Genomic DNA, 21,532 nt, shown 5'->3' with positions numbered 1-21,532 from the left:
CAGACCACCCCCGGAAGGAAACCATGAGCACCACTCCCACCCCCATCGGCCGCGTCCTGATCACCGGAGGAGCCTCCGGGCTCGGTGCGGCCGTCGCCGCCGCGGTCGCCGCCGCCGGCGGCACCCCGATCGTGCTCGACCGCGACGTCTCGTCGGTGAAGGAGGGCGTCGCCGCCTACCAGGTCGACGTCGCGAAGACCCGCGAGGCCGAGAAGGCGGTCGTCGAGATCGCCCGCGAGCACGGCGGGCTCGACGCCGTCGTGACCGCGGCCGGCATCGACCGCTGCGGCCGCCTCGTGGACGTGGAGCCGGAGGAGTGGGAGCGCGTCATCTCCGTCAACCTCCTCGGCACCGCGGCCGTCGTCCGGGCGGCCCTGCCCTTCCTCACCGAGACCCACGGCCGCGTCGTCACCGTCGCCTCCTCGCTCGCGATCAAGGCCGTCTCGGACGCGACCGCGTACTGCGCCTCGAAGTTCGGCGTGCTCGGCTTCACCCGCGCGCTCGCGGCCGAGACCAAGGGCGAGATCGGCGTGACCACGCTGATCCCGTCGGGCATGAAGACGCGCTTCTTCGACGACCGCGACGAGCAGTACAAGCCGGGTCCGGACGCGCTGCTGAACGATCCGGAGAACGTGGCGAACGCCGTCATGTTCGTCCTCGGCCAGCCGCGCGGCTGCGAGGTCCGCGAGCTCGTCATCACGCACGAGGAGGAGCCGTCCTGGCCGTGATCCGCTGATCCGGGCGCGCCCCGGATCCCCCTCCGCGAGACGCCGCCTCGGTCCGCACGCCCCGGCGCGTCGCGTACCGAGGTGGCGTCTCGCGGTTCAGCGGGTGGAGGCGAGCACCCCGCGGACGTCCTCGAGCACCGCCTCGACGCGCACATCGCCGACGAACGTGACGTCGTGCTCGCAGCGCGGAGCGGTCCAGCCGACCTGCGTGGCGTCGCGCCCGCAGACCGGGCAGTGCGTGGTCCAGCTCAGCTGCACCCGATGGCGCTGCCGCCCGAGGGCCGCGGCGTTGATCGCGTTGCCCACCCAGAAGACCCCGACCGTCGGAGCGCCGACCGCGGCGGCGAGATGGCGTGGTCCGGAGTCGTTGCCGAGCACGAGGTCGGCGAGCGAGAGCAGCGGAGCGAGGTCCGGGAGGTCCACGACGCCCGCCCAGGAGACCGCTCCCGGCGCTCCGGCGACGATCTCGTCGGCGGCGGGCACGTCCGAGGCGTCGCCCACCACCAGCACGCGCGCGCCGTCCGCCAGCAGCTCCGTCGCCACGGCGGCGAAGGAGGCGGCGGGCCAGCGGCGGCGGGGATCGGTCGCGCCGGGGTGGATCAGCACCAGCGGGCCGCCCGCGGGCAGCGCGGCGGCGAGGCGGTCCCGCCGCTCCGGATCCACGGCGAGCGCCGGCTCGAGGCGGGTCGCGGGCGCTCCGGCCAGCCCGACGATCTCGAGCGCCCGCAGCATCTCGTGCTGGTAGTAGACGTAGGGGATCGTGCGCTCGAGCTCCGCGGCGTCGTCGGTGCGCGACCCGATCGTGTGGCGCGCGCCGAGGCGCTGGAGGAACGGGTTGGAGTAGCGCCCGCCGCCGTGCAGCTGCACGGCCAGGTCGAAGCGGCGCGCGCGCATCCGCTCGGTGAAGTCCTCGACGACCCGGGGGTCCTCCCCCTCTCCGTCGCGGACGCCCTGCGCCACCGGCAGGATCTCGACGTCGGCGATCGGCGACTCGACGCCCGTCAGCAGGACCCGGTGCGCGGGCGTCCCGAGCAGGGTGATCTCGGCTCCCGGGTAGGCGGCCGCGAGGGCGTCGACGGCGGGCAGCGCGAACAGCAGGTCGCCGAGTCCGCCGCCGCGCAGGACGGCGATCCTCTCGACTCCGGCGAAGGGCTCTCGGAGGGGGGCGATGGCGACCACGACGGGTTCCTCTCAGGTGCGGAGGGCGCGCGGGCGCCGCTCCGGGGACGGTGCACTCCTCCACTTCCCCGCCGGGGCCGATCCGAAACCGGATCGGGGGCGAGCCCGTCGCCGATCCGGGGGCGGATTCCGGAGGCAGCGTGTCTAGGCGCGCACCACCCGGGTACCGGACGGATGCGTCCGCCACTCCGCGGGCGCCCCCGACCGAGAGGTGACCGTGACCATCGACATCACGACCCCCGCCACGACCGCCGCCGACACCGTCCGCCGCGCGCGGACCGCGTTCCCCGCGTGGGCCGCCACCGCGCCCGCCGAGCGCGGCGCCCTGCTCCGTGCCGCCGCCCACCGCGTGGCCGAGCGCGAGCAGGAGCTCGCCGACCTCAACACGCAGGAGACGGGCAAGCCCGCCGGCGACGCGCTGGGCGGCGTCCGCGCCGGTGTCGACACGCTGCTCCAGTACGCCGAGCTCGGCCCGCTGCACCGCGGGAGGAGCCTGCGCGGAGGGGCCCTCAACGTCGATCTCGCCCTGCCGCACCCGCGCGGTGTCGTGCTCGCCCTCACTCCGTGGAACGACCCGGTCGCCGTCGCCGCGGGCCTCCTGGGCGCCGCGATCGTCTCCGGGGACGTCGTCGTGCACAAGCCGAGCGAGCGCAGCCCGGGCACGGGCGCCCTCTTCACGAGCATGCTCGCCGAGGCGCTGCCCGAGGGCGTGCTGACCCTGGTCGAGGGCGACGGGGCGGTCGGCGACGAGCTGGCGCGCACCGAGGGCGTCGACGTCCTCGCCCACGTCGGCTCGACCGCCACCGGCCGCGCGCTCGCCCGGGTCGCCGCCGTCACCGGCGCGCACGTGATCCTCGAGAACGGCGGCAACGACGCGCTCGTCGTCGACCGCGACGTCGACCCGGTCTGGGCCGCCGAGCAGGCCGCGCTGGGCGCCTTCGCCAACGCCGGCCAGATCTGCACCTCCGTCGAGCGGATCTACGTGCACCGCGACATCGCCGAGGCGTTCACGGCGGCGCTGGTCGCCGAGGCCGACCGCTGGAGCGCGGGCCCGCTCCCCCGCCTCGTCGACGCCCGCATGCGCGACGCCGTCCACGAGCACGTCACGGAGGCGCTCGGCAGCGGCGCGCGCGCCCTCACCGGCGGCACTCCCGGGGACGGCACCTTCTACCCCGCGACCGTCCTGGCCGACTGCACCGAGTCGATGCTGGTGATGACGGAGGAGACCTTCGGGCCCGTCGCGCCGATCCGCGTCGTCGACTCCTTCGACGAGGGCCTGGACCTGGCCGCCGCGAGCCCCTACGGTCTGGCCGCCTCGATCCTCACCGCCGACATGGAGCACGCCCATCGGGCCGCGGCGACGCTGCCGGTGGGCACCGTCAAGGTCAACGGCGTCTTCGGAGGAGCCCCGGGCGGCAGCGCCCAGCCCCGCGGAGCGTCCGGCTCCGGCTTCGGCTACGGCCCGGAGCTGCTCGACGAGATGACCACGACCACGGTCGTGCACTTCGGCCTGCCCGTTCTGCCGGGAGGCGCGCGATGAGCCTCGAGGGCTCGGCGCTCCAGCGGGCGAGCGCCCTCCTGGCGCACGTCCACGAGCGCCCGCCGGTCGTCGCCGTGATCGGGGACCTCATCCTCGACTCCTGGTGGCTCGGCGAGGCGGAGCGCGTCACGCGGGAGGCGCCCGCGCCGGTCCTGCGGCTCGAGGACGTCGTCGACGTCGCGGGCGGGGCCGCCAACACCGCCGCCAACCTGCGCGCGCTGGGCGCCGTCGTCCGCACGGTCGGCGTGGCCGGACGCGACTCCGAGGGCGACCGGCTCGTGCGCGCCCTCGAGCGGGCCGGCCTGGACACCTTCCGGGTCGTCCGCACCGGCGCTGCGACGACGATCAAGACCCGCGTGGTCGGCGGCGACAGCGTGATGCTGCGCGTCGACTCCGGCCCGCACCACCCGGCCGACGACGAGCTGGCCCTGCTCGCCGGTGCCGCCGCCGAGGCCGCCGCGGGCGCCGACGCCGTCCTGGTCTGCGACTACGGCTCGGGGATCCTCCGCGAGGCCGTCGAGCGCCTGCTCGCCGTCGGGCGCCCCGGCCTCCTCGTGATCGACGCGCACGAGCTCGCCGACTGGGCCTTCGCCCGGCCGGACCTCGTCACCCCGAACGCCAAGGAGGCGGAGCGGCTGCTCGGCGGCTCCCTCGGCCGCGGGACGGAGCGGGCCGCCGCCGTGCGCGACGCGGCGGACGACCTGCGCGCCCGCTCGGGCGCCCGGCACGTCGTGGTCACCCTCGACCGGGACGGCTCCACCGCCCTCGACGCCGACGGCACGGTCAGCCGCACCTTCGCTCAGCCTGCGGAGGAGAAGCAGGCGTCCGGCGCCGGCGACACCTTCGCCGCGACCGCCACCCTCGCCCTCGCCGCCGGCCGCTCCCTGGCCACCGCCGTCGATCTGGCGCAGGCCGCCGCCGACGTGGTCGTGCAGCGCCCCGGCACCTCCGTCTGCTCGGGCGACGACCTGCTCGCCTCCCTCGCCGCTCCCGGCGCCGTCGTGCTCGGCGAGGACGCCCTCGTCGAGGTCCTCGCGGAGCAGTCGCACCGCGGTCGCCGCGTGGTGTTCACCAACGGCTGCTTCGACGTCCTGCACCGCGGCCACACCGCCTACCTCCGCCAGGCCCGCGAGCTCGGCGACGTGCTCGTGGTCGCGGTGAACGACGACGACTCCGTCCGGCGGCTGAAGGGCGAGGGACGGCCGATCAACCCGGAGGGCGACCGCGCGGGCGTGATCGCCGAGCTGGGCTGCGTCGACTACGTGACGCTCTTCGGCGGAGACACCCCCATCCCGCTGCTCGAGCGCGTGCAGCCCGACGTCTACGTGAAGGGCGGGGACTACAACCCCGACATGCTCGCGGAGGCGGCCGTCGTCCGCTCCTACGGGGGCGTCGTCACCACGGTCGGCTACGTCTCGGAGCACTCCACGACCGAGATGGTCCAGCGCATCCGATCGACCGCGCCGTGACCAGCCGCCGGTGGTCCGGGCGCTGGGGGGTCCCGGAGGCTCCCCGGCAGACGCTGATCGACGTACTGGTGCCGACGGTCGGCCGCCGTGCCGAGCTCGCCGCCACGCTCGCCGGACTCGCCGCCCAGGACGACCCGCCCTTCCGCGTGATCGTGAGCGACCAGTCCGACAACGCGGTCGCCGAGAGCGACCCGACGATCCTCGCGATGCTGCGCGTGCTGGAGGCGCAGGGCCGGGCTCCGGTGGTGCGCCGGCACCTGCCCCGGCGCGGGCTCGCGGAGCAGAGGCACTACCTCCTCTCCCTCGCCACCGCCCCGGCCGTCCTCTTCCTCGACGACGACGTGTGGCTCGAGCCGGGCACGCTCTCGCGGCTGCACGAGGCCCTCGAGCGCCTCGACTGCGGCTTCGTCGGCTCCGCGGTGCAGGGCCTGTCCTACCTCGAGGACGTGCGCCCGCACGAGACCGAGTCGTTCGAGACCTGGGAGGAGCGCGTGGAGCCCGAGCGGGTGCGGCGCGGAACCCCGGAGTTCGAGCGCTGGCCGCTGCACAACGCGGCCAATCTCACGCACGTCGCCGCCCGCCTCGACGTCCCGGAGGGCGCCTGGCGCGCGTACCGGGTCGCCTGGCTGGGCGCGTGCGTCCTCTACCGCCGCGACGCCCTCCTGGCCGTCGGCGGCTTCGACTTCTGGGAGCAGCTGCCCCCGGAGCACAGCGGTGAGGACGTCGCCGCGCAGTGGCGCGTCATGGAGCGCTTCGGCGGCGCGGGCCTCGTGCCCAGCGGCGCCGTGCACCTCGAGACGCCCACGACGGTCACCGACCGGCGCGTCGACGCCTTCGACCGGCTCTTCGCCGAAGAGCACTCGTAACACTCAGCAAGGCGACGAAAGGACAGCACGATGGACGCACCCAACCCGATCCAGATCCAGAAGTACCTCTCGGGCATCGACTACCCCGCCTCGAAGGACACGATCGTCGAGACCGCGGAGAAGGAGGGCGCGGACGGCGACGTCCTCGAGGCCCTCCGTGCGATCCCGGACGGCGACTACGAGAAGCCCACCGACGTGAGCTCGGCCGTCTCGAAGGTCTGACCCCCTCCGCGGGACGCCGCTCCGGTGCACGGCACGCCGTGCCTGTCGTACCGGAGCGGCGTCCCGCGAGCGGCGATCGGCCGGCGCGGAGAGCCGGGGTCAGGCGGAGGCGTGCTCGCGCTCGCGCAGGACGCCGGACTCGAGCGCCTGGAACGACAGCACCTTGTAGCCCTCGGACTCGAAGAAGATCGTCGCCCGGTCGGCCTCCACGCTCATCACGGTGCCGGCGCCCCACTCGCGGTGCTCCACCGACTCGTCGACGCTCAGAGGGGCGTCCACGGGCGCCTCGACGGTCTCGCCGCTCGCCTCGTGCCGCTCGCAGCCGTCGCAGTTGCCGCACCACTCGGCCGACTCCACGCCGAAGTAGTCCAGCAGAACTCGGCGGCGGCACTGGCTGGTCTCCGCGTAGGCGCGCATCATCGACAGGCGCGACTCCGCGATCCGCTCGCGGGAGGCCAGAGCCTCCTTCACCGCGTGCACGGCCTCGTCGCCCGAGGCCTCGCGCGTGGCGCGCAGACCGGACCCGGTCTCCACCAGCCCCGCGTCCGCGAGATCGTTGACGATCCGGGCGACCGTGCGGGCCGGCTTCCCCAGCTCCTTCGCGAGAGCCGCGGAGTCGAGCCCCGGCTGCTCCGAGACGGCCGCCCAGATCACGCGCAGCGCGGCCTTGTCGACCGAGCGCTTGGCGAAGAAGCGGCGGAGACCCAGATCCTCGGCGCGGTAGTGCAGCGCGCCCGTGGCCGGCTCGCCGTCGCGGCCCGCGCGGCCGATCTCCTGGTAGTACGCGTCGAGCGACTCGGTGGTCGTCGCGTGCAGCACGAAGCGGACGTCGGCCCGGTCGATGCCCATCCCGAAGGCCGAGGTCGCGACGACGACGTCGAGCTCGCCGGCGCGCCACTGCTCGTGCACGACCTTGCGCTCGGACACCTTGAGTCCGGCGTGGTACGCCGCGACCCGGCGCCCCTCCGCCGCGATGTCGGCCGCGTAGGCCTCCGTCTCCTTGCGGGTGGCGACGTAGACCAGGCCCGGAGCCGTCCAGCTGCGGGCCTCCTCGACCACGGCGGCGCGCTTCTCGTTCTCGCTCTCGTGGCGGTGCACCACCAGCCGGATCTCCGGACGGTCGACGCCGTGCACCTGGATCTCGGGGTCGGTCATCCGGAGGCGCTCGATGATCTCGTCGCGCACCGGCCCGGAGGCGGTGGCGGTCATCGCGAGCACCGGCGGGTCGCCGAGCTCGCCGCGCACATCGGCCAGGCGGAGGTAGTCGGGGCGGAAGTCGTGGCCCCAGGAGGAGACGCAGTGCGCCTCGTCGACGACCAGGAGCGACACTCCCGCGGCCGCCAGGCGCGCCACGTTCTCGGGCTTGGCGAGCTGCTCGGGCGCCAGGAGCACGTAGAGCGGGCCGCCCTCGTCGATCCGGTCCCAGGCGCGGGCGACGGCCGCGGCGCCCTGGGAGGAGTTGATCGCGACGGCGGGCGGGGCCGCCGGAGCCGCCTCGATCGCGGCGAGCTGGTCGGCCTGCAGGGCGACGAGCGGGGAGACGACCAGGACGACGCCGCCGCGCTCGGCTCCGGCGATCTGGTAGACCGCGGACTTGCCGCCGCCCGTCGCCAGCACCAGCAGCGTGTCGCGCCCGGAGGCCGCCGACTCGATCGCCTCGCGCTGACCGGGGAGCAGCGACGACCAGCCGAAGTCCTCCCGGGCGATGCGGCTGACGGAGTCGGTGCGGGAGGAGTTCATAGCTCGACGCTACGACCAGACGGCCCCGGAGGCAGTCCGCTTGACAGCGCCGGGGAGCACGGTGAAGGCGCGTCGCCCGGCCTCGCGGCCCGCCTCTGCCGCCTCGTCCCCGCGCTGTCAACGTCCTGCGGAGGGGCCCGTCGCGTGCTGGGCTGGAGACCCGACGAGAGGAGCCGACATGGCCGACCAGAACGTGAACGAGGACCTTCCCGGATCCGGCGGCGACGCCGTCCCGAACACCGGCGGCGCGCAGACGGTGCTGCCCGGCGAGGACGCGGCCGACGCCTCCGCCGCGGGGGCCGCTCCCGGGGGCACCGCGATCGACCGCGGTGTCACGGACGCCGTGACCGACGGCGACAGCGGAGGGGACACCGTCTCCGGCGACGCCGACCTGCCGGACGAGACCGAGGGCGCGGTCGGCAGCGACCCGGCGAGCGCCGACTGACGTCCCGCTCGGACGCGTCCGGCCCGGCGGATCCGAGGATCCTTGCGGGCCGGAGGCGCTCGTCCCTCCGCGGAGGAGGGCCCGGGCTCAGCGCCGGACGACCACCGGGTTGAACAGCGTGCCGATGCCCTCGACGTCCACCGCGACGGTGTCCCCGTTCGCGATCGGCCCGACGCCGGCGGGCGTCCCGGTGAGGATCACGTCCCCGGGGAGCAGCGTGAAGATGCGCGAGACGTAGGCCACGATCTCGGGCACCCCGTGGATCATGTCGCCGGTGCTGCCCGACTGCTGCACGCGCCCGTTGACGCGCGTCTCGATCGCGCTCTCGTTCCAGACGAACTCGGTCTCGATGACCGGTCCGAGCGGGCAGAAGGTGTCGTAGCCCTTCGCCCGCGCCCACTGGCCGTCGGAGCGCTGGAGGTCGCGTGCGGTGACGTCGTTGGCGATCGTGTACCCGAAGACCACGTCCTCGTAGTCCTCCGCGCGGACGTTGCGGGCCACGGCGCCGATCACGATCGCCAGCTCGCCCTCGAACTCCACCTGCTGGCTGTCCTCGGGGAGGACGATCGCCTCGTCCGGGCCGATGACCGACGTGTTCGGCTTGAGGAACACCAGCGGCTCCGCCGGGGCGTCGCCGCCCATCTCGGCCGCGTGGTCGGCGTAGTTCTTCCCGATGCCGACGATCTTGGAGCGCGGGATCACCGGCGCGAGGAGCTTCGCCTCCGCGATCGGGATGCGCTCCCCCGTGGTGTCGAACCCGGCGAACATCGGGTCGCCGGCGAGCACGACCAGGTCGTCCTCGTCCACGATCCCGAAGTGGATCGCTCCCCCGTTGTCCCCGTCGCGCTGCGTGGCGAATCGTGCGATCTTCATGCGTCCAGCCTCGTCATCCATCCGTGCGTGTCCTCGCGGCGTCCGTACTGGATGCCGGTCAGCTCCTCGCGGAGCGACATCGTGAGCTCCCCGGCGGGCGCGCCCTCGCGGCCGACGGAGAAGCCCTCGCCCTTGAGCTCGGCGATCGGGGTGATCACGGCGGCGGTCCCGCAGGCGAACACCTCGACCACGTCGCCGGAGGCCACTCCGTCGCGCCACTCGTCGATGCTCACGCGGCGCCGCTCGACGCGGTGGCCGCGGTCCTCGGCGAGCTGCAGGACGCTGTCGCGCGTGATGCCCTCGAGGATCGAGTCCGATTCCGGGGTGACCAACGTGCCGTCCTTCTTCACCAGCACCACGTTCATGCCGCCGAGCTCCTCGATCCACTGCGACTCCTGCGAGTCGAGGAAGAGGACCTGCGCGCAGCCGTGGCTGTAGGCCTCCTGCTGCGGGAGGAGGGAGGAGGCGTAGTTGCCACCCGTCTTCGCCGCTCCCGTGCCGCCCTTGCCCGCCCGGGCGTAGGAGGTGGAGAGCCAGATCGACACGGGGGCGACCCCGCCCGAGAAGTAGGCGCCGGCTGGGCTGGCGATCACGTAGTAGCCGACGTCCTCGGCCGCGCGCACGCCGAGGAACGCCTCCTGCGCGAACATGAACGGGCGCAGGTAGAGGCTGGTCTCCGGCTCCGAGGGGACCCAGTCGCCGTCGACCGCGATCAGCTGCCGCAGCGACTCGACGAAGAGGTCCGTCGGGAGCTCCGGCAGCGCGAGGCGGCGGGCCGAGCGCTGCAGGCGGCGCGCGTTCGCCTCGGGGCGGAAGGTCCAGACGGAGCCGTCCTCGTGGCGGTAGGCCTTCATCCCCTCGAAGATCTCCTGCGCGTAGTGCAGGACGGCGGCGGCGGGGTCGAGCGCGAGCGGGCCGTAGGGCTCGACGCGGGCGCTGTGCCAGCCGTCCGTGCGGGTCCAGCGGAGGCCGACCATGTGGTCGGTGAAGTGCATGCCGAAGCCGGGGTTCGCGAGGATCCGGGCGCGCTCCTCGGCGGAGCGGGGCGCGGGGGCGGCGGTCACCTCGAAGGCGAGGTCGGCGGGGGCGGAGTCGGTGCTCATCGTGGTGGTGTCCTTCTGCGGGGGATCAGCGGAGGCGGGCGACGACGGAGTCGCCGATCGCGGCCGTGGAGCGCGGGGTGCCGTCGCGCGACTCGATGTCGGCGGTCACGGCCGCGGTGACGCGGGCGGCCTCGTCGCTCCGGCCGAGGTGGTCCAGCAGCATCGCCGCCGAGAGGATCGCGGCGGTCGGGTCGGCGAGCTGCCGTCCGGCGATGTCGGGCGCGGATCCGTGGACCGGCTCGAACATGCTGGGGAACGCGCCGTCGGGGTTGATGTTGCCCGAGGCCGCGAGTCCGATGCCGCCGCTGATCGCGCCGGCCAGATCGGTCAGGATGTCGCCGAAGAGGTTGTCGGTGACGATGACGTCGAACCTAGCAGGGTCGGTCACGAGGAAGATCGTGGCGGCGTCCACGTGGAGGTAGTCGACGGCCACGTCCTCGAAGGCGGCCCCCACCTCGTCGACGATCCGCTTCCAGAGGGAGCCGGAGAAGACGAGGACGTTCGTCTTGTGGACGAGCGTCAGCCGGGAGCGGCGCGTGCGGGCGAGCTCGAACGCGTGGCGGACGACGCGCTCGACGCCGTAGGCGGTGTTGACCGACACCTCGTTGGCGACCTCGTGCGGGGTGCCCTGCCGGATCGAGCCGCCGGTGCCGACGTAGGGCCCCTCCGTGCCCTCGCGGACGACCACGAAGTCGACCTCGCCGGGAGCCGCGAGCGGCGAGGCGACGCCCGCGTAGAGACGGGTGGGCCGCAGGTTGACGTAGTGGTCGAGCTCGAAGCGCAGCCGCAGGAGCAGCCCGCGCTCGATGTTCGCGTCCCGGAGGCGCGGGTCGCCCGGTGCTCCGCCGACGGCGCCCAGGAGGATCGCGTCGTGCCCCGCGATCGCCGCGAGGTCCTCGTCGGTGAGGACGTCGCCGGTCTCGAGGTAGCGGGCGGCGCCGAGCGAGAAGGTGGTCGTCTCGAGCACCAGGTCGGAGTCGGCGGTGACGGCGTCGAGGACCTTGACGGCCTCGGCGGTCACCTCGGGCCCGATCCCGTCTCCGGGGATGACGGCGAGCTTCACGGTGCGGGGCATGGCGGTCCTCAGGCGTACGGGGTCGGAGTCCCCCCAGCGTACTCGCGGCCCGCCCGCGCCGCGGTCCGGGGCACGCGCCCCCGTCGGGCTGGCGAGGGCCGCCCGGGAGGCGCTGCGCGTCCCGGGCGGCCTCCCTCGGGAGGAGAGCAGGAGCGTCAGCTCCGGCGGAGGCGCCAGGCGCCGACCGCGGCGGCGGCCAGCACGAGGACGACGCCGAGCCAGGCCGACCAGCCGACGCCCGAGTCGAACGCCGCGCTCGCCGACGCGACGAGGCTCGCGGCGGAGTCGGCGGGCAGCTCGCCGGCGACCGAGACGGCGCCGCCGAGGGTCTCCCCGGCCCGCTGCGCCTGCGCGGCGTCGAGGCCCTCGGGCAGCACGACTCCCCCGCGGTACACGGCGGTGAGGACCGTGCCGAGCGTCGCGGTGCCGAGGACCGCGCCGAGCTCGTAGGCGGTCTCGGAGACGGCGGAGGCCGCACCGGCCTTGTCGGCGGGCGCGTTGGCCAGGATCAGCTCGTTCGACACCGTCTCGGCCGCACCGATGCCCAGGCCGAGGAACGCGAAGGCGACGGCGACGGTGAGCGCGGACGCTCCTCCGGGCGCCCCGCTGCCGAGTGCCAGCAGGATGTACCCGACGGCCGAGACCAGCAGTCCGGCCGGGACGACGAGGCGCGGAGCGACGCGGCGCGCGATCGGCACCACGCCGAGCCCGGCCAGGATCATCACGGCGAGGCCCGGCACGAGCACGAGGCCCGCCTCCAGGGGCGAGAGCCCGACCACGAGCTGCAGGTGCTGCGAGAGGAAGAAGAGCCCGCCGACCAGCGCGGTGACGCTGAGGAGGTTGACCACGATCGCCGCACTGAACGAGCCGCGGCGGAAGAGCGAGAGATCGAGCATCGGCGAGGCCCGGCGCTGCTGGCGGCGGACGAACAGAACGCCCGAGACGACGCCCACGACGAGCGCCGCGACGCCGACCGCGTCGATCCCGTGCTCGGCGAAGGACTTCACCGCGTAGACGACCGGCGCCATGGTCGCCAGCGACAGCAGGATGCTGACCACGTCGACCGGGCCGGGCTGCGGGTCGCGCGACTCCGGCACCAGGATCGGCACCAGGACGACCAGCGGGAGCAGCACGGGCACCGCGAGCAGGAACACCGACCCCCAGGGGAAGTGCTCGAGCAGCACGCCGCCGACCAGCGGGCCGATGCCCGAGCCCACGGCGAAGCCGGTCGCCCAGATCGCGATCGCGAGGCGGCGCTGGTCGCGGTCGGGGAAGACGCTGCGCAGGAGCGAGAGCGTCGAGGGCATCAGCATCGCGCCGAAGAAGCCCAGTGCCGCGCGGGCGCCGATGAGCGCCGCGGCGGTGGGAGCGAACGCGGCCACGACCGAGACGGCGGCGAAGCCGACCGCGCCGACCAGCAGGAGGCGCCGCCGCCCGACCCTGTCGCCGAGGCTGCCCATCGCCACCAGCAGGCCCGCGAGCACCAGCGGGTAGGCGTCGACGATCCACAGCAGCTCGGTGCCGGAGGGCCCCAGATCCTCGGCGATCGAGGGGAGCGCGAAGTTCAGCACCGTGTTGTCGACCGAGACCAGCAGCACCGGGAGCATCAGCACCGCGAGCGCCACCCAGGCGCGTCGCCCGACCCGGTCGGCGCCGCCGGCGGTGTCGTGGGTGGAGACGGGAGCGGTGCGCGCGGACACGGGGACGACCTTTCAGAGGAGAACGGAGAGAGTATACCGTCCAGCCGGTACAGTCGCCACTGATCCGCCGTAGGATGGTCGCCGTGCCTCCTGCCCCCGCCCGCGACCGCGTCCTCGACGCGTTCGAGCAGCTCCTCATCGAGCAGGGCGAGCGCGCCGCGACCCTCGACGCCGTCGCCCGCGAGGCCGGAGTCTCCAAGGGCGGACTGCTCTACCACTTCCCCTCGAAGGACGCCCTCGTCGACGGGCTCCTGCAGCGCCTCGACGCGCGGCGGGAGGCGGACGTCGCGCAGAGCCTCGCTGCTCCCGAGGGCGTGGTCGCCTACCTGCTGCGCACCTCCTTCGCCGCCGACTCGGCCTTCGACCGCACGATCCTCGCCGTGTCGCGCATCGCGCAAGGGCACGACGAGCGCGCCAGCGGGGGCCTCGCGCGGATCCACGACAGCTGGAACGAGGTGGTCGCCGACGCCGTGGGCGACCCGCTCGTCGCCCGGGCGATCGTCCTGATGAGCGACGGGCTCTACTACAACTCCGCCCTGCTCCCCACGGGCTCGCAGTCGCGCGGCGAGGCCGAGGACGTCCTCGCGGTCGTCCAGCGCCTCCTCGGGAGCTGAGCCGCGCCGCCCCCGGCGTACCCGCTACAGCTCGACGACCCCGTCGATCAGGGTCACCGTCGCGCCGCCGATCCAGATCGCGCCGTCCGTGCTCTCGACGCGCACGCGCCCGGCTCGGCCCAACGCCGCCCCCTGAGCGGCCGTGTAGCGCTCGGGCAGCACGCCGCTGCCGATCAGCCACTGGGCGATCCCCGCGTTGAGGCTCCCCGTCACCGGGTCCTCGGACACACCGGCGTCGGGGATGAACGCCCGCACCTCGACCGCGCACTCGCCTCCCGCCGGATGCTCGCCCACGACGCCGACGGGGAGCCCGGCGAGGAGAGCCTGGTCCGGCCGCAGCGCGAGGACCTGCTCCGCCGACGCGAGCCGCACGGCCAGCCAGCCGGGACCGTTGTCGACCCACTCGTGGTCGAGGATCTCCGCGCGCGGGATCCGCAGAGCCGCAGCCACCCGCTCGAGCGTCGCCTCGTCGACCGGTCCGGTCCGCCGGCGGGGCGGGGCGGCGAAGGCGATGCCCTCCTCCGTCACCCTCAGCCGGACGAGACCCGCGGCGCACTCCTGCACGAGCTCCCCCGCCGCGCGGGCCGTCCCTCCGGCCGCGAGCCAGGCGTGCGCGCTCCCGAGGGTCGGGTGCCCGGCGAAGGGCAGCTCCCCGCCCGGCGTGAAGATCCGCAGCCGGTAGTCGGCCGCGGGGTCGCTCGGGCGGAGGAGGAAGGTCGTCTCGGAGAGGTTCGTCCAGCGCGCGAACTCCGCCATCGCGGCGTCGCCCACGCCGTCGCCGTCGACGACGACCGCCACCGGGTTGCCCCGGAACGGCGCGGCGCCGAAGACGTCGACCTGAGCGAACCGCCGCGTGCTCACTGCTCGGTGATGTCGATCTCCTGCATGAGGTCGGCGTCGATCGCGACGCGGACCTTCTCGAGCAGGCCGTCGGGGGCGGGGGAGTCGATGGTGATCACCGAGAGCGCCTTGCCGCCCGCCTCGGTGCGCGCGATCTGCATGCCCGCGATGTTGACCGCGGCGTCGCCGAACTCACGGCCGTAGACCGCGACGATCCCGGGGCGGTCGACGTAGCTCATGACGACGAGGTGCTTCGCGAGGGGGACCTCGACGTCGTAGCCGTTGATCGCCACGATCTTCTCGACCTGCTTGGTGCCGGTCAGCGTGCCCGAGACCGAGATCTGCGAGCCGTCCGAGAGCGCGCCGCGCAGCGTGATCACGTTGCGGTACTCGTCCGAGACCGGCTCCGTGATCAGGCGCACCTCGATGCCGCGCTGCTCCGCCAGCACCGGCGCGTTGACGTAGGACACCGTCTCCGAGACCACGTTGGTGAACACGCCCTTGAGAGCCGCCAGCTTGAGGACCTTCACGTCGTAGCCGGCGAGCTCGCCGCGCACCTCGACGTCGATGGAGGTGACCGGCGAGTCCGCGAGGCCCGAGAAGACCTGGCCGAGCTTCTCGACCAGCGGGATGCCGGGGCGCACGTACTCGTCGATCACGCCGCCGGCGACGTTCACGGCGTCCGGCACGAGCTCGCCCGAGAGCGCGAGGCGCACCGAGCGGGCGACCGAGACGCCGGCCTTCTCCTGCGCCTCGTCGGTCGAGGCCCCGAGGTGCGGAGTGACGACCACGTTCTCGAGGGCGAGCAGCGGCGATCCGGTCGGCGGCTCCTTCACGAACACGTCGAGTCCGGCGCCGGCGATGGTCTTCGCGACGAGCGCGCGGTGCAGCGCGTCCTCGTCGATGAGGCCGCCGCGGGCCACGTTCACGATGAACGCCGACGGCTTCATCAGCGCCAGCTGATCGTCCGAGATCATGCCCGTCGTCTCGGGGGTCCTCGGCATGTGGATCGTGATGAAGTCGCTCTCGGCCAGCAGCTCCTCCAGGGAGAGGAGCGTGACGCCGAGCTGCTGCGCGCGGGCACTGGTCACGTAGGGGTCGTAGGCGACGACGTTCACGCCGAAGGCCTGCAGGCGCGCGGTGATCAGCGCGCCGATGCGGCCGAGGCCGATGATGCCGACGGTCTTCTCGTAGAGCTCGACGCCCGTGTACTTCGAGCGCTTCCAGAGGCCCTGCGCGAGCGCGCTGTGGGCGGCGGGGATGTGGCGGGCGAGGCTCAGGATGTGGCCGACGGTGAGCTCGGCGGCCGAGATGATGTTCGAGGTCGGCGCGTTCACGACCATGACGCCCGCGGCGGTCGCGGCGGTGATGTCGACGTTGTCCAGGCCCACACCGGCGCGGGCGATCACCTGGAGCGAGGGGGCCGCGGCGATCGCCTCCGCGTCGACCTGCGTCGCGGAGCGCACCAGGATCGCGTGCGCCGTGGCGAGGGCCTCGAGCAGCGCCGGGCGGTCGGTGCCGTCCACGGAGCGGATCTCGAAGTCGGGACCGAGCGCGTCCACGGTGGCGGGCGAGAGTTCTTCGGCGATCAGGACGACCGGCTTTGTCACGAGAGGCGCTTCCTTCGGAGAGGGGACGGAGCGGGCACCGAGGCGGGGGCGTCGGCAGCCCCCCGTCACTGTAGCGGAGGGGTGCGCGCGCCCCGCGCCGTGTGACGCCGCCGGTCAGCTCAGCGAGACCAGGCTCTCGACGCCGAGGACGAGCTGCACGTCGAGCGAGAGCGCCGCCGAGAGGCAGAGGGCCGCCGCGAGCAGTCCGACGCGCGCCGGGAGCCCCCGGCGGCGGCCGAGCAGGACGGCGGCGACGAAGCAGGCGACCGGCAGCACCAGGCCGAGCAGGAGCACCGCCCAGCCCGTCGGATTCAGGTCGGTGCCGAGGGAGGCCGCGTAGCTGCGCAGGCCGATCAGGTTGCCGACCGCCTCCCAGACGTCCCAGGCGAAGAAGAGCGCGAACACCACGGCGACGAGGACGGAGGCGGCCAGGCGACGGCCGGGCCGGTCGCGCCGGCCGGTCCCGCCGAGGGTGGCCCGGGTCGAGTCGGTCATCAGGCCCCCTTGAGGAACGGCAGCGGAGCGAGGAGGACGAGTCCGGCGACCAGCCAGAGCACGCGGATGCGCACCCGGGCGTCGCGGGTGGCGAGGAGCACCACGGCGAACCACACCGGCGGCGCCAGGACCGCCAGCCAGAGCCCGAGCGAGTAGAGAGCGCCGCCGAGCGCATCGCCCGCGAAGCCGGCCGCGGCGACCGGCGACTGCCGCGTCGCCGTGATCGCCCAGGCGATGGCGTACAGGAGGTAGAGGCCGGCCGCGATGCCCGCGGCGATCAGCAGAGCGGACGAGGACGCGGCCTCGTCGTCGGGGTCCTCGTCCTCGGGGTCGTCGTCGTCCGAGCCGTCGTCCGCCGGGTCCGCCCCCGCGTCCGTGCGGGGCGTCCGGCGCACGCGCGCGGTCCCCGCGGCGAGCGTCGGGTCCGCGCCCTCGCCCGCCCACTCCAGGGCCTCGTCGTCGGCGTCGTCCTCCGGGCCGGCGTCCGGCCCGCGGTCCGCCGGCGGGGTCGCCGCGTCGTCGTCCTCCGGGGAGCGGCCCGGTCCACCATCGATCACCGCAACACCCTAGCCGCGCGCACCTCGCAGGAGGCTCGGAGCCCGCCGCCGCCTCCCCGACACCCGGCGGACACCCCGCGTCCTCCCCCGGGGGCGAGGCTGAGCGGATGGACGACCGCCGCCGCCGCTTCGTCGCCCTCGGCGACTCCTTCACGGAGGGGGTCGGCGACCCGCACCCGCGCCTGCCGAACGGGGTGCGCGGCTGGGCCGACCGCGTCGCCGAGCGCCTGGCGAAGGCCGAGCCGGGCTGGGAGTACGCGAACCTCGCCGTCCGCTCGAAGCGCCTCGCCCAGATCACCGAGGACCAGCTCGCGCCCGCCCTCGCGCTCCGCCCCACCCTGATCACGCTGTACGCCGGCGGCAACGACATCCTCGACCTCGGCACCGACACCGTCGATCTGATCACCCGCTACGAGGCGCTCGTCGACGCGCTCGCGACCACCGGCGCCTCCCTCGTGCTCTTCACCGGCGTCGACATCCCGGGACTGCCCGCTCCGCGGATGTTCCTGCGCCGCAACCACCTCTACAACAGCGCCGTCCGCCGGATCGCCCGCGAGCGGGGCGCGATCCTCGTCGACTACTGGGCGATGCGGGAGTTCCACTCCCCCGTGCTCTGGTCGCCCGACCGGATGCACCTCTCCAAGCGCGGGCACCGCGTCCTGGCCGGTCGCGTGCTCGACACGCTCGGCGTGCCGCACACGATCTCGACCGGGCCCTGGGACGCCCCCGAGCCGCTCCGCCTCCGCGCGCGGCTGCGCGAGCAGCGCCGCTGGGCCGCCGACTGGGTACTCCCCCTCGTCGGCCGCAAGCTGCGCCGGGTGACGCTCGGCGACCACCTCTCGCCCCGGTGGCCGGACCCCGTCCTCGTCCCGCCGAAGGGCGGTCTCCGCCGTCTCGTCCGCGAGCTCGAGCGGTAGTCGCCCCCCGGACGCGGAGGAGCCCCGGCCCGGCGAGGGGATCCCGGTGGACGGGTCCCTCGTCGGACCGGGGCTCCCCCGGTCGACGCGGTGCGACTAGCGCGCGACGCTGCCGTCGGTGTAGTCCTCGTCGGTCTGCTTCCAGGCGAAGAGCTTGCGCAGCTCGCGGCCGGTCTCCTCGATCGGGTGCTTCTCGCCCTTGGCGCGCAGCTCCTGGAACTCGGGTCCGCCCGCGTCCTGGTCGCCGATGAAGCGCTTCGCGAAGGCGCCGCTCTGGATGTCGCCGAGGACGGCCTTCATGTTCTCCTTCACGCGCGGGTCGATGACGCGCGGGCCGGAGACGTAGTCGCCGTACTCGGCGGTGTCGGAGACGCTCCAGCGCTGCTTGGCGATGCCGCCCTCCCACATGAGGTCGACGATGAGCTTGAGCTCGTGCAGCACCTCGAAGTAGGCGATCTCGGGCTGGTAGCCGGCCTCGACGAGGGTCTCGAAGCCGTACTGGACGAGCTGCGAGGTGCCGCCGCAGAGCACGGCCTGCTCGCCGAACAGGTCGGTCTCGGTCTCCTCGGTGAAGGTGGTCTTGATGACGCCGGCGCGGGTGCCGCCGATGGCCTTCGCGTAGGACTTCGCGGTCTCCCACGCGGTGCCGGTCGCGTCGTTCTCGACGGCGATGATGTCCGGGATGCCGCGGCCGGCGACGAACTCGCGGCGCACGGTGTGGCCGGGGGCCTTCGGCGCGATGAGGATGACGTCGACGCCCGCGGGCGCCTCGATGTAGCCGAAGCGGATGTTGAAGCCGTGCGCGAAGGCGAGGGTCTTGCCCTCGGTCAGCGCGGAGGCGATCTGCTCGCTGTAGATCGCGCGCTGGTGCTGGTCCGGCGCGAGGATCATGATCAGGTCGGCCCAGGCCGCGGCGTCGGCGACGCTCTTGACCTCGAAGCCGTCGTCCTCGGCCTTGGCGGTCGACTTCGACCCCTCCTTCAGCGCGATGACGACCTGGACGCCGGAGTCGCGGAGGTTCTGCGCGTGCGCGTGGCCCTGCGAGCCGTAGCCGACGATCGCGACCTTCTTGGACTGGATGATGGAGAGGTCGGCGTCGGCGTCGTAGATGAGCTCGGTCACGTGGTGAGTCCTTTTCTGTAGTGGAGAGTTCGCGGTCAGTTCTTGAAGACGCGCTCGGTGATCGACTTGGAGCCGCGCCCGATGGCGAGCAGGCCCGACTGCGCGATCTCCTTGATGCCGTAGGGCTCGATCACCCGCAGGAACGCGTTGGTCTTGCCGGTGTCGCCGGTGACCTCGATCACCAGGGCGTCCGTCGCGACGTCGACCACGCGGGCGCGGAAGAGCGTGACGGCCTCGAGCACCTGCGAGCGCGTGACGTTGTCGACGCGGACCTTGACGAGCAGGTGCTCGCGCTGGACCGACTGGTCGGTGTCGAGCTCGACGATCTTGATCACGTTGACGAGCTTGTTGAGCTGCTTCGTGACCTGCTCGAGCGGCAGGTCCTCGACGTCCACGGCGACCGTGATGCGCGAGAGCCCGGCCAGCTCGGTCGGACCGACCGCCAGCGACTCGATGTTGAAGCCGCGGCGGGCGAACAGCCCGGCGACACGGGTGAGCAGTCCCGGCTTGTCCTCGACGAGCAGGGAGAGAACGTGGTGCGTCATGCGGGTCTACTCCTCGTCGTCCCAGGTCGGGCTGTGGTCTCGGGCGTACTGGACGTAGCTGTTGGAGACGCCCTGCGGGACCATCGGCCAGACCATGGAGTCGCGGCTGACGACGAAGTCGATCACCACGGGCCGGTCGTTGGTGGCGATGGCGAGGCGGATGGCGTCGTCGATCTCCTCCGGCTTCGTGACGCGGATGCCGAGCGCGCCGTAGGCGTCGGCGAGCTTCACGAAGTCGGGCACCCGGACGGTGTCGTGACCCGTGTTGAGGTCGGTGTTGGAGTAGCGGCCCTCGTAGAACAGGGTCTGCCACTGGCGCACCATGCCGAGCGAGGAGTTGTTGATCACCGCGACCTTGATCGGGATGTCGTTGATCGTGCAGGTGGCGAGCTCCTGATTGGTCATCTGGAAGCAGCCGTCGCCGTCGATCGCCCACACAGTGCGCTCGGGCTCGCCGACCTTGGCGCCCATCGCCGCGGGCACGGAGTAGCCCATGGTGCCGGCGCCGCCGGAGTTCAGCCACGAGTTGGGGCGCTCGTACTTGATGAACTGCGCCGCCCACATCTGGTGCTGGCCGACGCCGGAGGCGAAGACGCCCTCGGGGCCGGTGATCTCGCCGATGCGCTTGATGACGTACTGCGGTGAGAGCAGGCCGTCGTTCGGCTCGGTGTAGCCGAGCGGGAACTCCGTCTGCAGGCCCTTGAGGTAGCTCCACCACTCGGAGGTGTCGGCGCGGCCGTCGGCGGAGGCCTTGGCGAACGCGTCGGTGAGGTCCGGGAGGACGTCCTTCAGGTCGCCCACGATCGGCACGTCGGCGGTGCGGATCTTGGAGATCTCGGCCGGGTCGATGTCGACGTGCACGACCTTGGCGTGGGGCGCGAAGAGCGCCGCCTTGCCGGTCACGCGGTCGTCGAAGCGCGAGCCCAGCGCGAGGATCAGGTCCGCCTCCTGCAGCGCGAGCACCGCGGGGACGGTGCCGTGCATGCCGGGCATGCCCAGGTGCTGCTCGTGCGAGTCCGGGAACGCTCCGCGCGCCATCAGCGTGGTCACCACGGGGGCGCCGCAGGCCTCGGCGAACGCCTTCAGCTCGGCGGCCGCGCGGGCGCGGATGATGCCGCCGCCCACGTAGAGCACCGGCTTCCGCGACTCGACCAGCAGCTGGGCCGCGGCCTGGATCTGCTTGCCGTGGGCCTTCGTGACCGGACGGTAGCCGGGCAGGTCGATCTTCGGCGGCCAGAGGAACGGCGCCTGGTCCTGCTGCGCGTCCTTCGTGATGTCGACCAGCACGGGGCCGGGGCGGCCGGTGGTGGCGATCAGCGCGGCGGAGGCGAGGGCCGAGGGGATGTCCTCGGGACGCGTCACGAGGATGGAGTGCTTCGTGATCGGCATCGTGATGCCGACGATGTCCGCCTCCTGGAACGCGTCGGTCCCCATGAGCGTCGAGAACACCTGGCCGGTGATCGCGAGCATCGGGACGGAGTCCATGTAGGCGTCCGCGATCGCGGTGACCAGGTTGGTCGCTCCGGGGCCCGAGGTCGCGATGCAGACGCCGAGCCTGCCGGTCGCCGAGGCGTAGCCCTCGGCGGCGTGGCCGGCGCCCTGCTCGTGGCGGACCAGGATGTGCCGGATCTTCGAGGAGTCCATCAGCGGGTCGTAGACCGGGAGGATCGCGCCGCCGGGCAGGCCGAAGACGTCCTCGATCCCGAGCATCTCGAGCGAGCGGACGACCGCCTGCGCTCCGGTGAGGACCTCGGCCGCGGGGGCGGCCCCGGGAGCGGAGGCGGGTCGGGGTGGCTGGGGCGTCGGTGCGGGCTGCACGGCGGACGGATCCGGAGTCATGCGGGTGTCGATTCCTTCAGGAGGTGGTGCGGCGGCGGGCAGAGCCGGAGGCG

Annotated in this window: 21 protein-coding genes; 8 read left to right on the top strand and 13 right to left on the bottom strand. The window is 73.6% G+C overall.

Annotated elements, in window-relative coordinates:
• The first annotated feature begins 23 nt into the window (after positions 1-23).
• Positions 24-728, top strand: coding sequence for an SDR family oxidoreductase (locus C5C63_RS07965; RefSeq protein ID WP_104233229.1), 705 nt, complete (start codon positions 24-26; stop codon positions 726-728).
• 96 nt (positions 729-824) lie between these two features.
• On the opposite strand, the gene C5C63_RS07960 is transcribed toward C5C63_RS07965, so the two are convergent.
• A complete protein-coding gene (locus C5C63_RS07960) occupies positions 825-1,907 on the bottom strand; it encodes a glycosyltransferase family 9 protein (RefSeq protein ID WP_104233228.1) in 1,083 nt (360 codons plus the stop codon).
• 217 nt (positions 1,908-2,124) lie between these two features.
• Between C5C63_RS07960 and C5C63_RS07955 the strand changes: the two genes are divergently transcribed.
• From C5C63_RS07955 to C5C63_RS07940, 4 genes are read left to right on the top strand one after another with little or no spacing between them, the layout of a single operon-like run.
• The gene (locus tag C5C63_RS07955) at positions 2,125-3,447 is read left to right on the top strand and encodes an aldehyde dehydrogenase (RefSeq protein ID WP_258065411.1); all 1,323 of its coding nucleotides are present in this window, start codon (positions 2,125-2,127) and stop codon (positions 3,445-3,447) included.
• Complete coding sequence (gene rfaE2, locus C5C63_RS07950) at positions 3,444-4,916, top strand: D-glycero-beta-D-manno-heptose 1-phosphate adenylyltransferase (RefSeq protein WP_104325822.1); 1,473 nt, start codon at positions 3,444-3,446, stop codon at positions 4,914-4,916. Before C5C63_RS07955 ends, rfaE2 begins: the two co-directional genes overlap by 4 nt.
• Positions 4,913-5,782, top strand: coding sequence for a glycosyltransferase family A protein (locus C5C63_RS07945; RefSeq protein WP_219815282.1), 870 nt, complete (start codon positions 4,913-4,915; stop codon positions 5,780-5,782). The genes rfaE2 and C5C63_RS07945 overlap by 4 nt, the downstream gene beginning before the upstream one ends.
• A gap of 30 nt (positions 5,783-5,812) precedes the next feature.
• Entirely contained in the window at positions 5,813-6,004 is a 192-nt protein-coding gene (locus tag C5C63_RS07940; protein ID WP_104223528.1) for a DUF2795 domain-containing protein, read from the top strand.
• Positions 6,005-6,103: 99 nt separating this feature from the next.
• Here C5C63_RS07940 and C5C63_RS07935 read toward each other — a convergent pair whose 3' ends face one another.
• Positions 6,104-7,744 (bottom strand): RecQ family ATP-dependent DNA helicase, encoded by a 1,641-nt coding sequence (locus tag C5C63_RS07935; RefSeq protein WP_104226255.1) that lies wholly within the window; start codon positions 7,742-7,744, stop codon positions 6,104-6,106.
• 178 nt (positions 7,745-7,922) lie between these two features.
• On the opposite strand from C5C63_RS07935, the gene C5C63_RS07930 reads away from it, so the two are divergent.
• Positions 7,923-8,189 carry a hypothetical protein gene (locus tag C5C63_RS07930; RefSeq protein ID WP_104226254.1) on the top strand — a complete coding sequence of 89 codons (267 nt, stop codon included), beginning with the start codon at positions 7,923-7,925 and terminating at the stop codon, positions 8,187-8,189.
• Between the two features lie 87 nt (positions 8,190-8,276).
• On the opposite strand, the gene C5C63_RS07925 is transcribed toward C5C63_RS07930, so the two are convergent.
• From C5C63_RS07925 to C5C63_RS07910, 4 genes are all read right to left on the bottom strand, one after another.
• On the bottom strand, positions 8,277-9,062 hold the full coding sequence (locus tag C5C63_RS07925; protein WP_104226253.1) for a fumarylacetoacetate hydrolase family protein: 786 nt from the start codon (positions 9,060-9,062) through the stop codon (positions 8,277-8,279).
• Positions 9,059-10,165, bottom strand: coding sequence for a branched-chain amino acid aminotransferase (locus C5C63_RS07920; protein WP_104226252.1), 1,107 nt, complete (start codon positions 10,163-10,165; stop codon positions 9,059-9,061). The genes C5C63_RS07925 and C5C63_RS07920 overlap by 4 nt, the downstream gene beginning before the upstream one ends.
• A gap of 25 nt (positions 10,166-10,190) precedes the next feature.
• On the bottom strand, positions 10,191-11,240 hold the full coding sequence (locus C5C63_RS07915) for a 3-isopropylmalate dehydrogenase (protein WP_104257252.1): 1,050 nt from the start codon (positions 11,238-11,240) through the stop codon (positions 10,191-10,193).
• Positions 11,241-11,395: 155 nt separating this feature from the next.
• On the bottom strand, positions 11,396-12,940 hold the full coding sequence (locus C5C63_RS07910) for an MFS transporter (protein WP_258065410.1): 1,545 nt from the start codon (positions 12,938-12,940) through the stop codon (positions 11,396-11,398).
• A 74-nt stretch (positions 12,941-13,014) separates the two neighbouring features.
• Here C5C63_RS07910 and C5C63_RS07905 point away from each other — a divergent pair, with 74 nt between their 5' ends.
• The gene (locus C5C63_RS07905) at positions 13,015-13,554 is read left to right on the top strand and encodes a TetR/AcrR family transcriptional regulator (RefSeq protein ID WP_208543367.1); all 540 of its coding nucleotides are present in this window, start codon (positions 13,015-13,017) and stop codon (positions 13,552-13,554) included.
• A 24-nt stretch (positions 13,555-13,578) separates the two neighbouring features.
• On the opposite strand, the gene C5C63_RS07900 is transcribed toward C5C63_RS07905, so the two are convergent.
• From C5C63_RS07900 to C5C63_RS07885, 4 genes are all read right to left on the bottom strand, one after another.
• Complete coding sequence (locus C5C63_RS07900) at positions 13,579-14,415, bottom strand: PhzF family phenazine biosynthesis protein (protein ID WP_104268716.1); 837 nt, start codon at positions 14,413-14,415, stop codon at positions 13,579-13,581.
• Entirely contained in the window at positions 14,412-16,004 is a 1,593-nt protein-coding gene (gene serA / locus C5C63_RS07895; protein WP_104223535.1) for a phosphoglycerate dehydrogenase, read from the bottom strand. The genes C5C63_RS07900 and serA overlap by 4 nt, the downstream gene beginning before the upstream one ends.
• Positions 16,005-16,118: 114 nt before the next feature.
• Entirely contained in the window at positions 16,119-16,499 is a 381-nt protein-coding gene (locus C5C63_RS07890; protein ID WP_104233218.1) for a hypothetical protein, read from the bottom strand.
• Positions 16,499-17,056 carry a hypothetical protein gene (locus C5C63_RS07885; RefSeq protein WP_104325821.1) on the bottom strand — a complete coding sequence of 186 codons (558 nt, stop codon included), beginning with the start codon at positions 17,054-17,056 and terminating at the stop codon, positions 16,499-16,501. Before C5C63_RS07885 ends, C5C63_RS07890 begins: the two co-directional genes overlap by 1 nt.
• Positions 17,057-17,163: 107 nt before the next feature.
• On the opposite strand from C5C63_RS07885, the gene C5C63_RS07880 reads away from it, so the two are divergent.
• On the top strand, positions 17,164-17,973 hold the full coding sequence (locus tag C5C63_RS07880) for an SGNH/GDSL hydrolase family protein (RefSeq protein WP_104223538.1): 810 nt from the start codon (positions 17,164-17,166) through the stop codon (positions 17,971-17,973).
• Between the two features lie 96 nt (positions 17,974-18,069).
• Here C5C63_RS07880 and ilvC read toward each other — a convergent pair whose 3' ends face one another.
• The 3 genes from ilvC to C5C63_RS07865 are packed head-to-tail and all read right to left on the bottom strand — an operon-like array spanning position 18,070 to position 21,479.
• The gene (gene ilvC / locus C5C63_RS07875) at positions 18,070-19,095 is read right to left on the bottom strand and encodes a ketol-acid reductoisomerase (RefSeq protein WP_104223539.1); all 1,026 of its coding nucleotides are present in this window, start codon (positions 19,093-19,095) and stop codon (positions 18,070-18,072) included.
• A gap of 35 nt (positions 19,096-19,130) precedes the next feature.
• Complete coding sequence (ilvN, locus tag C5C63_RS07870) at positions 19,131-19,640, bottom strand: acetolactate synthase small subunit (RefSeq protein ID WP_104223540.1); 510 nt, start codon at positions 19,638-19,640, stop codon at positions 19,131-19,133.
• 6 nt (positions 19,641-19,646) lie between these two features.
• The gene (locus tag C5C63_RS07865) at positions 19,647-21,479 is read right to left on the bottom strand and encodes an acetolactate synthase large subunit (protein ID WP_104268713.1); all 1,833 of its coding nucleotides are present in this window, start codon (positions 21,477-21,479) and stop codon (positions 19,647-19,649) included.
• Between the last annotated feature and the right edge of the window lie 53 nt (positions 21,480-21,532).

Origin of the sequence: Rathayibacter sp. AY1B8 (assembly GCF_002932775.1) — a bacterium.
GTDB lineage: Bacteria > Actinomycetota > Actinomycetes > Actinomycetales > Microbacteriaceae > Rathayibacter.
This window is presented reverse-complemented; position numbering and strand designations above follow the sequence as displayed.

Excerpts from the sequence above, each read along its gene's own strand:
- rfaE2 (WP_104325822.1), top strand. The coding sequence starts at position 3,444 with ATGAGCCTCGAGGGCTCGGCGCTCCAGCGGGCGAGCGCCCTCCTGGCG.
- C5C63_RS07915 (WP_104257252.1), bottom strand. The coding sequence starts at position 11,240 with ATGCCCCGCACCGTGAAGCTCGCCGTCATCCCCGGAGACGGGATCGGG.
- C5C63_RS07930 (WP_104226254.1), top strand. The coding sequence starts at position 7,923 with ATGGCCGACCAGAACGTGAACGAGGACCTTCCCGGATCCGGCGGCGAC.
- C5C63_RS07940 (WP_104223528.1), top strand. The coding sequence starts at position 5,813 with ATGGACGCACCCAACCCGATCCAGATCCAGAAGTACCTCTCGGGCATC.
- ilvN (WP_104223540.1), bottom strand. The coding sequence starts at position 19,640 with ATGACGCACCACGTTCTCTCCCTGCTCGTCGAGGACAAGCCGGGACTG.
- C5C63_RS07865 (WP_104268713.1), bottom strand. The coding sequence starts at position 21,479 with ATGACTCCGGATCCGTCCGCCGTGCAGCCCGCACCGACGCCCCAGCCA.
- C5C63_RS07925 (WP_104226253.1), bottom strand. The coding sequence starts at position 9,062 with ATGAAGATCGCACGATTCGCCACGCAGCGCGACGGGGACAACGGGGGA.
- C5C63_RS07880 (WP_104223538.1), top strand. The coding sequence starts at position 17,164 with ATGGACGACCGCCGCCGCCGCTTCGTCGCCCTCGGCGACTCCTTCACG.
- C5C63_RS07920 (WP_104226252.1), bottom strand. The coding sequence starts at position 10,165 with ATGAGCACCGACTCCGCCCCCGCCGACCTCGCCTTCGAGGTGACCGCC.
- C5C63_RS07890 (WP_104233218.1), bottom strand. The coding sequence starts at position 16,499 with ATGACCGACTCGACCCGGGCCACCCTCGGCGGGACCGGCCGGCGCGAC.
- C5C63_RS07935 (WP_104226255.1), bottom strand. The coding sequence starts at position 7,744 with ATGAACTCCTCCCGCACCGACTCCGTCAGCCGCATCGCCCGGGAGGAC.
- C5C63_RS07905 (WP_208543367.1), top strand. The coding sequence starts at position 13,015 with ATGGTCGCCGTGCCTCCTGCCCCCGCCCGCGACCGCGTCCTCGACGCG.
- C5C63_RS07965 (WP_104233229.1), top strand. The coding sequence starts at position 24 with ATGAGCACCACTCCCACCCCCATCGGCCGCGTCCTGATCACCGGAGGA.